The organism is Mucilaginibacter sp. OK098 (assembly GCF_900142915.1).
Classification (GTDB): domain Bacteria; phylum Bacteroidota; class Bacteroidia; order Sphingobacteriales; family Sphingobacteriaceae; genus Mucilaginibacter.
Map to the genome: position 1 here is coordinate 837,070 of NZ_FRCM01000001.1, position 14,431 is coordinate 851,500.

General features: G+C 41.2%; 12 protein-coding genes. 7 read left to right on the forward strand and 5 right to left on the reverse strand.

Annotation, left to right across the window (positions count from 1 at the left end; all coding sequences use genetic code 11):
* Positions 1-206 precede the first annotated feature (206 nt).
* Positions 207-1,292 (forward strand): mannose-1-phosphate guanylyltransferase, encoded by a 1,086-nt coding sequence (locus BUE31_RS03475; RefSeq protein ID WP_073400287.1) that lies wholly within the window; start codon positions 207-209, stop codon positions 1,290-1,292.
* A gap of 132 nt (positions 1,293-1,424) precedes the next feature.
* On the opposite strand, the gene rlmB is transcribed toward BUE31_RS03475, so the two are convergent.
* On the reverse strand, positions 1,425-2,192 hold the full coding sequence (rlmB, locus tag BUE31_RS03480; RefSeq protein ID WP_073400289.1) for a 23S rRNA (guanosine(2251)-2'-O)-methyltransferase RlmB: 768 nt from the start codon (positions 2,190-2,192) through the stop codon (positions 1,425-1,427).
* A gap of 319 nt (positions 2,193-2,511) precedes the next feature.
* On the opposite strand from rlmB, the gene dnaB reads away from it, so the two are divergent.
* Entirely contained in the window at positions 2,512-4,080 is a 1,569-nt protein-coding gene (gene dnaB, locus BUE31_RS03485) for a replicative DNA helicase (RefSeq protein WP_143167016.1), read from the forward strand.
* A 57-nt stretch (positions 4,081-4,137) separates the two neighbouring features.
* Here the strand turns inward: dnaB and chrA are convergent, their stop codons facing one another.
* Positions 4,138-5,337 carry a chromate efflux transporter gene (gene chrA / locus BUE31_RS03490; protein WP_073400291.1) on the reverse strand — a complete coding sequence of 400 codons (1,200 nt, stop codon included), beginning with the start codon at positions 5,335-5,337 and terminating at the stop codon, positions 4,138-4,140.
* Between the two features lie 136 nt (positions 5,338-5,473).
* Positions 5,474-5,797, reverse strand: a complete 324-nt coding sequence (locus BUE31_RS03495) for a heme biosynthesis protein HemY (RefSeq protein WP_073400294.1) — start codon at positions 5,795-5,797, stop codon at positions 5,474-5,476.
* 102 nt (positions 5,798-5,899) lie between these two features.
* On the opposite strand from BUE31_RS03495, the gene BUE31_RS03500 reads away from it, so the two are divergent.
* The 5 genes from BUE31_RS03500 (at position 5,900) to BUE31_RS03520 (ending at position 10,792) form a co-directional block, all read left to right on the forward strand.
* Complete coding sequence (locus BUE31_RS03500; RefSeq protein ID WP_073400296.1) at positions 5,900-6,637, forward strand: electron transfer flavoprotein subunit beta/FixA family protein; 738 nt, start codon at positions 5,900-5,902, stop codon at positions 6,635-6,637.
* Between the two features lie 40 nt (positions 6,638-6,677).
* A complete protein-coding gene (locus tag BUE31_RS03505; protein ID WP_073400297.1) occupies positions 6,678-7,655 on the forward strand; it encodes an electron transfer flavoprotein subunit alpha/FixB family protein in 978 nt (325 codons plus the stop codon).
* A 29-nt stretch (positions 7,656-7,684) separates the two neighbouring features.
* On the forward strand, positions 7,685-8,287 hold the full coding sequence (locus BUE31_RS03510; protein WP_073401631.1) for a bifunctional nuclease family protein: 603 nt from the start codon (positions 7,685-7,687) through the stop codon (positions 8,285-8,287).
* A gap of 160 nt (positions 8,288-8,447) precedes the next feature.
* Positions 8,448-9,707: a nucleoside permease gene (locus BUE31_RS03515; RefSeq protein WP_073400299.1), complete on the forward strand. Its 1,260-nt coding sequence runs from the start codon at positions 8,448-8,450 to the stop codon at positions 9,705-9,707.
* 20 nt (positions 9,708-9,727) lie between these two features.
* Positions 9,728-10,792: a DUF3667 domain-containing protein gene (locus tag BUE31_RS03520; RefSeq protein WP_073400301.1), complete on the forward strand. Its 1,065-nt coding sequence runs from the start codon at positions 9,728-9,730 to the stop codon at positions 10,790-10,792.
* On the opposite strand, the gene BUE31_RS03525 is transcribed toward BUE31_RS03520, so the two are convergent.
* Together BUE31_RS03525 and BUE31_RS03530 are read right to left on the reverse strand one after the other, a co-directional pair.
* On the reverse strand, positions 10,789-11,790 hold the full coding sequence (locus BUE31_RS03525) for a glycoside hydrolase family 53 protein (protein WP_234997741.1): 1,002 nt from the start codon (positions 11,788-11,790) through the stop codon (positions 10,789-10,791). The genes BUE31_RS03520 and BUE31_RS03525 overlap by 4 nt on opposite strands.
* Positions 11,791-12,141: 351 nt before the next feature.
* On the reverse strand, positions 12,142-14,421 hold the full coding sequence (locus tag BUE31_RS03530; RefSeq protein WP_073400304.1) for a glycoside hydrolase family 3 N-terminal domain-containing protein: 2,280 nt from the start codon (positions 14,419-14,421) through the stop codon (positions 12,142-12,144).
* Positions 14,422-14,431: the final 10 nt, after the last annotated feature.

Consider the following 14,431-nt stretch of genomic DNA (forward strand, 5'->3'; position numbering starts at 1 on the left):
CTTCGTTTAACTCCCGGTATCTGTTAAGCGTGTTTATTTAGTTTTATTTAATTCATAATTTACAAATTAATAAGCAATTTTGCCCCCGCATTTGCCAAATAAAACCATCGTGAACTGCCGGTAAACAAAATCGGCATAAAAAAGTTCATCATTGTTTTATTATCAAGGGAAAACAAACAACTTTACTAAAAATTGTTTAATCACATATGAACAAAAACTACTATGCTATTATAATGGCAGGCGGTATCGGAAGCCGTTTTTGGCCCATCAGCCGTACATCGCACCCTAAACAATTTATTGACATACTGGGAACCGGGAAAACTTTGATCCAAAATACCTATGATCGTTTCCTGAAAATATGCCCCAAAGAAAATATTTACGTCGTAACTAATGAGATTTATACCTCGCTGGTAAAACAGCAGTTGCCGGATATGACCGACAACCAGATCCTGACCGAGCCGGTAATGCGCAATACTGCGCCTTGTGTTGCTTATGGGTCTTTTAAAATTGAAAGTCTTAACCCTGATGCTGCTATTGTAGTTGCCCCATCTGATCACCTGATACTTGATGAGGCAGCATTCATAAGCACTATTGAAAAATCACTGGAAGTAGCAACAGCAAATAATTGCCTTATAACTCTAGGTATAAAGCCATCAAGACCTGATACCGGTTATGGATATATTCAATATACGGAGCAAAGCCTAAAAAATGATTTTTATAAGGTTAAAACCTTTACAGAAAAACCAACCCTCGAAATAGCCAAGACCTTTTTACAAAGCGGTGATTTTTTATGGAACGCCGGGATCTTTGTATGGTCGGCCAGGGCTATAGTGAATGCTTTCAGCAATTATTTGCCCGATATGTATGAAATTTTTGCAGAAGCAAGGCCTGTGTATAACACTACTGATGAAAAAGCACATATTCATACTTCTTACCTGCGGTGTACCAATATCTCTATTGATTACGGGATAATGGAAAAGGCCGATAACGTGTATGTGCTGCCTTCGGAATTTGGCTGGAGCGACCTGGGGACATGGGCCTCAATTTATGAGCTGGCCGAAAAAGATTATGTAGGTAATGCAGTTATCCCCGCCGAAAAAGTTATCATGTACGATTCATCGAACTGTATGGTTAATGTACCCGGCGAAAAGCTGGTTATATTACAGGGGCTTCATGATTATATTGTTGTTGAAGCCAATAATACCCTGCTGATCTGCCCCCGCGACCAGGAGCAAAACGTTAAAAAGGTGGTTGCCGATGTGAAGCAACAGTTTGGAACGAAGTATATTTAGTGATTAGAGACTGGAGATCAGAGATTAGTTTCTTTGTAGTCCAATAGTCGGAAGGATCTAAATAGGAAAGCCCTTGCAAAGTAATGCGAGGGCTTTTTTGCTAATCTCTAATCTCTAATCTCTAATCTCCAATTAACTAATCTCTAATCTCTGCCTTATCGCTTCATACAATATCACCCCTGTTGCCACAGAAACGTTTAACGATTCAATTTCACCGTACATCGGGATCTTGGCTAAATGATCTGCTATGCGGATGATATCATTGCGTACGCCATCTTCTTCCGAACCCATTACTATTGCTGTAGGTACTGTATAATCAGGTTTGTAAATATACTCCTGCGTTTTTTCGGTACAGCAAACCAATTGCAGGCCTGATTCCTGGAGAAATTTCACAGTTTGCATAAAGTTATCATGCCGGCAAACCGGGATCTTATACAAAGCCCCGGCAGATGTTTTTATTGAATCAGGGTTAATCTGTGCCGATCCTTTTGCCGGTACCACTATGGCATGCACACCACTACATTCGGCAGTGCGGGCAATGGCGCCCATGTTACGTACATCGGTAATAGAATCAAGCACCAGTATCAATGGAACTTCTCCCTTCTCGTATATTGTTGGAATTATATCCTCTATTTTTTGGTAGATAATAGGAGAAATGAACGCGATCACCCCCTGGTGATTTTTCATAGTGATGCGGTTAAGCTTTTCAACCGGCACCTGCTGGGCAGTTATATTATATTCATGCAGCAAAGCCCTGAGCTCGTTCAATAGCTCGCCACCAATACCCCTTTGTATGTATAAAGACTCGATCTCTTTTCCCGAACGGATGGCTTCAATAACGGCACGGGTTCCAAAAACCACCTGGTTACTTTCGCGGACTTCCCTGTTGTTGTACGACATTGTAAATTATTAAAATTAAGGCTGCAAAAGTAGCCATATTTATTGATTTAGCCTTTATTGAACTGATGCACCATTTTGGTTTTTTTAGAATAATATAATTCATTGAAATTACATTATTAACAATTTTGGTGTTTATCAACATAGGGTTAAACAACTGATAATCAAATAATATTTAAAGTTACTAACAATTACCAAACATCTGATGTTAGGCCTTGGTATAGAAATTACGGTTTCTTTAAACGATTTTTCAGGCCCTTTAAATTGAAATGTTAACTTTTACTGCATTGTTCCGCGCCAAATTTGTATATTTTTGTTGAGTATGATTTTGGAGAACGATAACCAGTATAATAAGCCGAATACCGACCGGAGAAACAGAGTAACAAACCCTACCCCTTATAGCGGTTTAGGTAAGCTTCCGCCACAGGCAATTGATTTGGAGGAGGCTGTGCTGGGTGCATTAATGCTGGAAAAAGATGCGCTATCATCAGTAATTGATATTTTAAAAGCTGATGTTTTTTATAAAGATAGCCACCAGAAAATATTTGCGGCTATCCGCATGCTGTTCGAAAAATCATCGCCGGTAGATATTCTTACGGTTACCGCGCAGTTACGCCAGCAGGGCGAACTGGAAATGATTGGCGGCGCCTATTATATTACCGAGCTTACCAACCGGGTTGCTTCGGCAGCAAATATTGAATACCACTCAAGGATCATTATTCAAAAATTTATCCAGCGGGAATTGATCAGGATCTCGACTGAAGTTATCCAGAGTGCTTATGAAGATACATCAGACGTACTTGATCTGTTAGATAAGGCTGAAAAGAACCTTTTTGAAATAGCTCAAAACAACCTTCGCCGTGATTCGCGTAAGATGGATGACCTGATGCATGAAGCATTAAAAGAAATTGAAGCGCTTAAAGATAAAAAGGACGGTTTAACCGGTGTTGCATCCGGATTTACTGATCTTGACCGCATGACCTCCGGCTGGCAAAAATCCGACCTGGTTATTATAGCTGCCCGCCCCGCAATGGGTAAAACGGCGTTCGTGTTAACATGCGCACGTAATGCTGCGGTTGATTTTAATAAACCGGTTGTGGTATTCTCGCTCGAAATGTCATCTGTTCAGTTGGTTAACCGTTTAATTTCCGGGGAAACTGAAATCGAGCAGGAAAAGATCCGTAAAGGAAATATGGAGGAATGGGAATGGCAGCAGATCCACTCCAAAATTGGCAGATTGGAAGCGGCTCCTCTGATAATTGACGATACCCCTGCCCTTAATATTTTTGAGTTCAGAGCAAAATGCCGCCGATTAAAATCGCAGCATGATATCCAATTGATCATCGTGGATTATTTGCAATTGATGCATGGTAAAGCTGCCGATGCAAAAGGCGGAGGTAACCGTGAACAGGAAATTGGTAGTATCTCCCGGGCTTTAAAATCAGTAGCTAAAGAATTAAATGTACCGGTGATAGCGTTATCGCAACTAAGTCGTGCGGTTGAAAGTCGTCCCGGTGGTTCAAAACGGCCAATGCTGTCAGATTTGCGTGAATCTGGTTCAATTGAGCAGGATGCGGATATGGTATTGTTCTTATATCGCCCTGAATATTATGGATTAGAAGTTGATGAAGATAATATGCCAACAGCAGGTGTTGGTGAGGTTATTATAGCCAAGCACCGTAATGGTGAAACCGGGAGGGTAAGGCTTAAATTCGTTGGTAAGTTTGTTAAGTTTACAGACCTTGACCAGGGGATGGACGGCTCATTCTCACCTGCAAATGCATTCTCGGGCTTAACCCCTTCAAACGAATTTGAAAAACCAAGCAACTTCATCATCAGGCCATCAAAAATGGATCAAATGGATGATGACGATGGTTCAGCGCCGTTTTAGGCCCCCCGGCCTCTAAAGGGGAGTAAAATTGCATATTCGTTCCCTCTTTAGGGGGCTCTAGAAGATCAACCCCAAAACAATCCCGATAATAATAACCACCGGGGTTTTTATTTTGGTGAAGTTTAAAATTAAAAAAGATCCTGCCATAATTAAATAAGCCATCCAGTTAAGTCCAAAGGGTCTTACCAGTAATATCAAAGCGGTGGCCATAAAGCCAACGGCTACTGCATTTATTCCGCTAAGGGAATTTTTTATCCTGGTTATTTTTTTCAAATCGTTCCAAAAAGGAACTATGAATAAGATAAGTATAAGCCCCGGCGCATTTATGCCGATTACCGCCACTACGCTTCCGAAAACCTGGCCGATGATTCCCCCGCCCTTGTTGCCCATGGCAATACCACCCAAAAACGAGGTAAATGAAAAAGTTGGGCCCGGTAATGCCTGCTGCAATGCATAACCTGACAAAAATTCTGAACTGGTAAGATAATGCTTAACCCCCACAAACTCAGTGTACATAAGCGGAACCAATACCTGTCCCCCACCAAAAATGAGGATCCCGTTGCGATAAAAGTTTTCGAACAGGCGGATAGGCAAGCTAAATACCGATGTTTGATTTACAACAGCGCCCAGCGCGGCAAAAAACAACAGGATGCCAATAAAGTAGGTTACTTTATTGGGGTTTACATTCGAAAATAATTTAACGCGCAGCTCATTTTCCTGTGGCTGGGTTTCCAGGGCTGATGAAATAATTCCTCCTATTAAAATGAGCAAAGGAAAAGCATAAGCATTTTGCAATATCAGCGTAGCAATAAGTGAGCCTATTGCAAGCATGGTACTGACCCTTGTTTTTAAAAACTTATTGGCAAATGTATAGGTAGCGTAGGCCACAATACCCACAGCTATTGGTTGTACAAAACGCAGGATCTCGGTAAACTTTGCTTTGTTGGCAAACATATTATAGCTTATAGCCGCAAGGCACATAATAGTTGCCGATGGCAGGATCCAGATCAGGAACGTAACAATAGCCAGGCGCAGCCCGCCAACCTTCCAGGCAATGCCAACAAGGGTTTGTGTTGATGACGGGCCGGGCAATAACTGGGCTAAGGCGTTTAGCTCCATCAATTCTTCTTCGGTAATATACCTGCGTTTTTCAACAAACTCGCGCAGTAATACAGCAATATGTGCCTGAGGTCCGCCAAAAGCAGTAAATGTGTATAAAGTTACATCCCGTAAAAAAACAAGCTGCTTGTTAGTCATTGATTAGTTCATAGTTGATGGTTCATAGCCGGAAGTATAATTTACAGGATTTTTTTTGAATATTAATTAAGGTTATATTATCTGATATGAAGTTACGATGAACTTTTCATTGCAGCTACCATAAACCATCAACTCCTTAATACTCATCCGTCAATTCATCATATACACCTTTTAACTCCGAAAATGCATGGTTGTCGCGCTTATCGCGTGCTACCGTCATGCCGGTTTCATAAGTGTGTATGGCATCCTGCTTGCGGCCAAGCGCCTCATACAGCTTGCCTAAATGGTAGTAAGTACCCACATAATCATGATGATTATTTACAAGGTCTTCATAATATTCCAACGCCTTATCTGTTTGATTGATACGCAGATACTCTGTTGCCAACGCATATTTTAAAAACGGATCCTCCGGTTCATTCTTTATAAATTCCAATAGCTTCTCTAATCTGCTTATCTGCATTTTAAACTCTCTCTTTTTTAACTAAATTTGCACAAACCTATTTATAACTGAATAACAAATTGTTTCATTTACTTATAGGCATCATCCTTAAACAACAGTACGATGAAAATCCTGGTTTGCATAAGCAATGTCCCTGATACAACGACAAAAATAACTTTTACTGATAATAACACCCAATTTAATAATAACGGTGTTCAATTTATATTAAACCCTTACGATGAGATTGCATTAGCACGTGCAATTGAGCTAACTGATGGTGGTAACGGCACAGTAACGGTAATAAATGTTGGCGAGGCAACAACAGAGCCCACCATTCGTAAAGCCCTTGCTATTGGCGCTACTGATGCCGTACGTGTAAATGCAAAACCGCATGATGCATGGTACGTTGCTTACCAGGTGGCCGAATATGTAAAGACAAATCCTTTCGACCTGATCTTAACTGGCCGCGAATCCATAGATTATAATGGTTCAAAGGTATCTGGCATGATAGGCGAACTTTTGGATCTGCCATCGGTTTCAATCATAAAAAAACTGGATATTGAAGGTGATATGGTAACTGTTGAGCGTGAAATTGAAGGTGGTAAAGAAGTATTAACTATCCCTTTGCCTATTGTTGCAGGTACGGCAGAAGGCGTTGCCGAACCTAAGATCCCAAACATGCGGGGTATTATGTCGGCACGTACCAAACCTTTGAATATTATTGAACCGGTTGAGGTAAAAACATTTTCAGAAATTATTAGTTATGAAACACCTGCGCCACGCGGACAGGTAAAACTGGTTTCTGCCGATGATACTGCCAAACTGGTTGATCTGCTGCACGAAGAAGCACGGGTTATTTAAATAAAAGCCTTTATCCTATTAATGATCTTATTATAATAATATGTCAGTTTTAATTTATACGGAAAACGCAGACGGAAAATTCAAAAAATCAACCTTTGAAGCTGTTTCTTATGCCCGCGCCATTGCCGATCAGAATAATACCAATTTGGTTGCTATCTCCATTGGTGAGGTAAGCAAGGACGAATTAACCGCACTTGGTAAATACGGAGCAGAAAAAGTTTTAAATGTTTCGAACGCGAAACTGAAAAACTTTATAAACCAGGCATACGCCTCGGTAATTGCAGAAGCTGCCAAAAAGCAGGGTGCGGATGTTATCGTATTATCCAACTCATTTTCTGGTCGTGGTTTAGCGCCGCGGATTGCTGTAAAGCTGGAAGCTGGGCTTGCAGATGGCGCAGTATCATTACCTGAACAAGGCAATGGTAAGTTTACCGTTAAAAAAACGGCATTTTCGGGCAAAGCATTTGCGGTTGTTGAACTAACATCAGCCAATAAAGTGATCTCTTTAACGCCAAACTCCTATAAAGTAGTTGAAAAAAGCGTTACTCCCGCTGTTGAAGATTTTGCCGCTGAAGGTAACGCTTCAGATTTTAAGGCGATGATAAAAGAAATTGTACGCTCAACTGATAAAGTTTCATTACCTGATGCTGATATAGTTGTTTCAGGCGGCCGCGGCCTTAAAGGCCCTGAAAACTGGGGTATGGTTGAAGAGCTTGCAGGGCTGCTTGGTGCAGCGTTAGCCTGTTCAAAACCGGTATCAGATAGTGGCTGGCGTCCGCATAGTGAACATGTTGGACAAACAGGTATAGCTGTTAGTCCAAATTTGTATATTGCAATAGGAATTTCGGGTGCAATACAACACCTTGCCGGTGTTAGCTCATCAAAGGTTATTGTTGTTATAAATAAAGACCCCGAGGCTCCGTTTTTTAAAGTGGCTGATTATGGCATTGTTGGCGATGCATTTGAAGTTGTACCAAAACTAATTGCAGCAATTAAAGAATATAAGGCTTCATTATAAAAAAAGGATCTGTTGTGATGGGTAATGATATGAAAAAAATAAAACTGGACATTGTTGGCTTATCCTACAGCCAAACACAGTCTGGTGCCTATGCTTTGGTTTTGGGCGAAGTAAGCGGCCGCAGAAGGCTTCCGATTATTATTGGGAGCTTTGAGGCGCAGGCCATTGCAATTGAGATTGAGAAGATGACACCAAGTCGTCCGCTTACCCATGATCTTTTTAAAAGCCTTGGGGAAGCATACAACATTAAGATCCAGGAAATTGTAATTTATAACCTGGTTGATGGCATTTTTTATTCCAAGCTGATCTGCACTGATGGAAAAAAGGTGGTTGAAATTGATGCGCGCACAAGCGATGCCATTGCTGTTGCCGTGAGGTTTGACTGCCCTATTTATACCTTTGAGTTTATACTTTCAACCGCAGGAATAGTAATTGAAGGCAATGATTTTGTTTACCTTGAAAATATTAACGAAACCAAGGAAGAAAAAACTGCTGCGCCTGCTTCGGCAAGCGGATTTACCGGGTTAAGCGTTGATGAGTTGAAAAGTAAATTACAGGAGGCCCTGGCAGAAGAATCATACGAAAAAGCAGCCAAGATCCGCGATGAGCTAAACAAAAGAAAAGCTTCGTAAATCTTCCGGATCCCATAAAAGACAACTATTAATAGAAACTTGAAATTTTGTTCTGTTTCACACTAATTCTGCAGTTTATAGTTTTCTGATTCACATTTATTTCGCTATTTTCCGGCTTTTAATTTAATGCTGACCATTTCTTATTTTAAATTAGCCCTATATGAATATTAAGTTTCGCTTAATACTGATGAATTTCATGCAATATTTTATCTGGGGCGCATGGCTGCTTACTATAGGCGCCTACTGGTTTCAAAATAAACATTGGTCGGGAGCGCAATTCGGGGCTATATTCTCCACCATGGGCATTTCCGCTATTTTTATGCCTGCTTTAACCGGCATAATTGCGGACAGGTTTATTAATGCCGAAAAGTTATATGGGGCAATGCATATTTTGGGTGCGTTAACTCTATTTTCACTACCGCTGGTAAAAGACCCTACAACATTCTTTTGGGTAATTTTACTTAATATGGTGTTTTATATGCCGACATTGTCATTATCTATCACCGTTGCATTCTCAGCTTTAAAAAGGAATAATATAGATATCGTAAAAGAATACCCTCCCATCCGTATTTGGGGAACTATCGGTTTTATAGCAGCGCTTTGGACGGTAAGTATTACTCATAACGAGACTTCGGTGAATCAATTCTATATTGCTTCTATAATTTCGCTGACGCTTGGCATTTACTCTTTTACACTTCCAAAATGTCCTCCGCTGGCAGCCAAAACAGCAAATAAATCGTTTGCAAGCTCGTTGGGGTTCAACGCGTTTTCATTATTTAAAACACCACGATTTGCCATCTTCTTCGCCTTCTCCATGCTTTTGGGCGCGGCATTACAGCTTACCAATGCCTACGGCGATACCTATATTCATGATTTCGCCAAAATCACAGCATACCAGGGGCTCACTGCCGTTAAATATCCGGCAATCATTATGTCAATATCTCAGTTCTCTGAAGTTGCATTTATTTTGGCAATTCCCTTTTTTCTACGAAAGTTTGGGATTAAATATGTGATGCTGTTCAGCATGCTGGCATGGGTTTTACGGTTTGGCCTTTTTGCCTTTGGCGATCCCGCAGGTGGATTGTGGATGATCATATTATCCTGCATAGTTTACGGTATGGCGTTCGATTTCTTTAACATATCGGGGTCTTTATACGTGGAAACACAAATTCCGCCTGAGATAAGAGGTAGTGCCCAAGGCTTATTTATGATGATGGTGAATGGCTTTGGAGCATTGTTCGGAAGTTTTACAAGCGGGGTAATAATTGATAAGTTTTTTACCCATGCTGATCAAAGTAAAAACTGGCAGGGCATCTGGCTTACTTTTGCAACCTATGCGCTGGTGATTGCAGTTATTTTTCCATTTGTATTCAGATATAAACATAACGCTGCGCTTAAGCACGCTATTGAACACGCCTAAACAATTCTTTAATACTAAAGATGAAAAAACATTACAGGCACGAAAATGATTGCCTTAATTGCGGTACTTTATTAGAGGGAAAGTTTTGCCACAATTGCGGACAGGAAAACCTGCAAATAAAAGAAAGCTTTGGCCACATGATGAACCATGCCATAAGCGATTATTTTCATTTCGACCACCAGTTTTTTCATACCCTAAAACCCCTCCTCTTTAAGCCAGGGTTTCTTACTAATGAATATATGGCCGGCAGGCGAGCGCAATACCTGCACCCGGTTAAGATGTATATTTTTATCAGTATTGTTTATTTCCTTTTGCTATTTCAAAACGCCCATGAAAAAGTTACCGTTAAACCGGCAGCGTCAACAAAGCCTGTTGCTACCAAACTGGTATCAGATTCGGTAAACCGGCAAATTGCGAAAAACCCTAATTTAAGTGCGGCTCAAAAAAAGCAGATTCAGCAGATGGTAACAAGCTATGCCGGTGGCATTGTTAAAGTAACCCGTACCGGCGAACCGGATACCGCTGAACAGCGAAACGGCTTATTTGCAACTAAAGACACCAGTTACCAGCAATACCTGGACAGACAACAAAAATTACCCGCAGCAAAACGGGATGGTTTTTTAAAAATGGAGATCCGGAAAAAAGCTATTACTTACCAGCGTAAATATGGTTCAAGGGCCAAGGAGGTTTTTTTTGAGGAATTTAAGCATAATATTCCTAAAATGATGTTCCTGATGTTACCGTTATTCGCTTTGATCCTCAAAATAACTTTTTCAAAAAGCCGGAAGTTTTATGTGGAGCATTTGATCTACACGTTTCATCTGCATTGCTTCTATTTTATATTCCTGACATTTATTATGCTGTTGGAGCTAATTATCCCATTAGATTGGGCTATAGTCGAATGGCTAAATCTGGCTGCCACCGTATATGTTATCTGGTATATATTCCGGTCACTAAGAGTTGTTTATAATCGCAGCATTTTCCGGACTATTACTAAGATGATAGGAATGTCAATCACGTATATGGTTGTCTTTGTCTTTTGCGTTTCACTTGTGCTTTTAATTACCGCGTTACTGGCAGCCTAATTACCAAAAGCATCCAGGGCTGTTGTTGGCTTTCCGCTGCTATCAAAAGCGCCAAGGTCATAGTTTTGCCAGTTATATGATTCAGGCTCCCAATAAAAAACACCCAGGCCATTGCCATTTGTGACCGAATTGGTTTTGGTGATAATATCAGACAGAAAACTCCTGGCTGCTGTTGGGGCTGTTACATCCATACCCACTTCAACTACCATGCACGGGGTTGAATAACGGGTAACCATATCATTTATGTTTGCCAAACACTGACTATTCAAAGTAGCCCAATTATCGGTTGTTGGATAAAGCGACATTCCGATAATATCCCATTGGGCGCCATTCGCTTTGAGTCCATCAAACATCCAGCGGAAAAGGCTGTTATCATACCCATTTGAAATATGAACAATAACCTTTGTTGTGCTGCTTACTGATTTTACTGCTGAATAGCCGGCTTTTATAAGCGCGGCAAAGTTTGCCATGTTTTTTGATGCGCGGCCGTCTTCCCAAAGCATGCCATCATTGGTTTCGTTGCCTACCTGCACCCAATCAGGGGTAATGCCATTTGTTTTGAGGGTGTTCATTACACTTATAGTATAATCATGAAGTGTGGTTGTTAATGTTGCAAAATCAAGTGAAGGCCATGCTGCCGGCTTGAATTGTTTCCCCGGATCAGCCCAACTATCGCTGTAGTGAAAATCAATCATGATCTTCATGCCGGCACTTTTTGCACGCAATGCCTTTGCTACCAAGTCGGCTGTGTTGCACCAGCCGTCAGTGGGATTGACCCAGGCCCTTAACCTGATGGAATTAAAACCCAGGCTTTTCAGCAAAGCAAAAAGGTCCTGTTGCTTGCCGGCTTTATCATAAAACTTTACCCCTGCCGACTCCATTTGCGTAACCCAGCTGATATCGGCTCCCTTGGCAAATGTTGAGGATACTACAGGTGGTTTGTAAGTTTCGGGCTGAGGTTGCGGCGTGCCTGCTTTATTTGAACAGGCTAAGATCAATAATATTGAACTGCAGTAAACCCACCACCCTTTTTTTATGACTATTTTTTTAGATTATAAATTGGTAAAACAAATATATACCCATGCCCTTAAAAATAAAATGTTTATTTAACATTTATTACTTTGTGGTGCACTCTAAGTATAAAATACAGAAAATCAACAATGACCCATAGGGTCTACCCCTTTGTAGAAAAATAAAATAACAAAATGTATTGCCTCGTTAGAGGCTACCCTTTAACCATCTAAACCTTTAGACTGGCGAAGGGTAGACTCTACGAGTCAAAAAAAAATGGATTTGGTATTTCTACAAAGGGGTAGACCCTCTGGGTCATGGATCCATTAAGTATTTACTTATAACTTCCCGGTTCTTGACGGGACTGTATTTGAGATATAATTAAAGTTTTGAGTCTGATCGCCAACCTGGATCTTAAATTCCCCGGCTTCCGTAACCGTTTTACTTACGTCATTAACAAAGGCAAGGTCTTTAGCTATAATTTTAAAGGTTACCGTTTTTGTTTCTCCCGGTTTCAGGCTTACTTTGTCGTAAGCCCTTAATCGCTTATAATCGGGAGATATACTGGCATATGACTGGCTTGTATAAAGCAAAACAGATTCTTTACCTTCCACCTGCCCTGTGTTTTTAACATCAACAGTCACGGTTAGGGTTTCATTCTCTTTTAAATCAGGTTTGCTCAAATGAAGGTTGCTGTATCCAAAAGTTGTATAGCTTAAACCAAAGCCAAATTCATAAAGCGGGTTATAACCATGTTTGTCATCCGGGTTGCCATTCTCCAAATTCTTACGGTAATAATTATTTAAAGAATTGGCATATTTTGGATAAGTAAAGGGAAGTTTGCCTGACGGATTTGCATCACCAAACAAAATACTGGCTAATGCATCTCCCCCCTCGTTACCTGATAAATAGGTCATAACGGTTGCTGCTGACAGACTTTCGGCCTGTGTCACAATCCTTGGCCGCCCCTCTGCCAATACTAAAATTACAGGTTTGCCGGTTTTGGCTAACTCCATGGCCAGTTGTGTTTGTGCCCACGGAAGGTTCAGGTCATCAATATTGCCTACATTTTCGGTATAGGATAATTCGCCGAGGCATAAAACTATAACATCGGCTTTTTTTGCTGCTTTTACTGCGTCGTTAATGTTTTGAAGACTATCGAATGCCGCACCCGGCTCATAGCTTACATTATCTTTTCCTGTTTTTTGCTGGATCGCCTCCAATATGGTGTTCTTATTAGCCGCAAACTTGTCCGATTGATCGCCTTGCCAGGTGTAGCTCCAGCCACCGTCCAATGCACGCATGGTATTTGCAGTTGGGCCGGTTACAAACACTTTCATGCCTTTTTTAAGCGGAAGGATATTGTTGTTGTTCTTTAATAAAGTAATAGCCTCGGTAGCCGCCTGTACACTAACCTGCTTAAATTCATCTGATCCGAATTTTGGATAATCATCAGGATTACCAACCGGGCGCTCAAACAGGCCTAACTCATATTTTACTTTAAGGATGCGATGAACGGCTTCGTTTATCCGCGCCATTGATACTTTCCCTTCGTGCACTAACTCAATCAAATAATTATAAAAGCTATATTCATAAGGCACCATGCTCATATCAACCCCTGCGTTTACAGCAATCATTACGGCATCCTTTTGTGTAGCTGCAATGTGATGACGGTCATGCAGGTATTCAATATCGCGCCAATCAGTTACTGCTATTCCATCAAAATGCAGCTCGCCTCGCAGCACATCGGTAAGCATGTATTTACTGGCGTGGAGAGGCACTCCATTTATCTCACCCGAATTGATCATCAGTGTCCTCGCTCCTGCTTTTACGGCTTCGGCAAAAGGCGGTAAAAAGTATTCGCGCATATAACGGTCAGGGATCCAGGCCGGGGTGCGGTCTTTTCCACTTAGTGGATCACCATAGCCCAGGTAGTGTTTCATACACGCTGCTACATGGTATTTATCGCCAACATCATTACCCTGGTAGCCTTTTATTATAGATGCGCCCATGGTTTTTATCAGGTACGGGTCTTCGCCAAAAGTTTCATAAATGCGCGGCCATAACGGTGATTTCCCAAGGTCAAGCACCGGCGAATAATTCCATGGAATATAACTTGCACGGGTTTCATAAGCGGTTATTTCCCCTGCTTTATAGGCAATCTCCTTGTTAAAGGTAGCTGCCATAGCAATTTCCTGGGGAAATAGGGTGCTACCGGTTGTATAAGTAACGCCATGGATAGCATCAATACCATAAATAACCGGGATCTTCAGTCTGTCTTGTGCTGCCTCCTGCTGGATAGCCGAAATAACTTCGAACCAATGCTTACGATCATAAGCATGGCCGCTCACATTTAATATGGAGCCAACATGATACTTTAAAATGGCTTCTTTTATTTTTGCCGCATCAATCTGGTGTACGTCATTTGTAGTTGTTGACACCACATCAGAAGTAACTTCCGTCATTTGCCCCACTTTTTCTTCGAGGGTCATTTTGGCTATCAGGGCATCAACTTTTTTGTCGATAGCACTTGCAGCCGGTTGGCTTTTTTGGGGCTGGGCAGCCAGCAGCAGCACATTCAGGCATGCTACACTGGCAATAATAAAGATCCTTCTCATGATTATATTG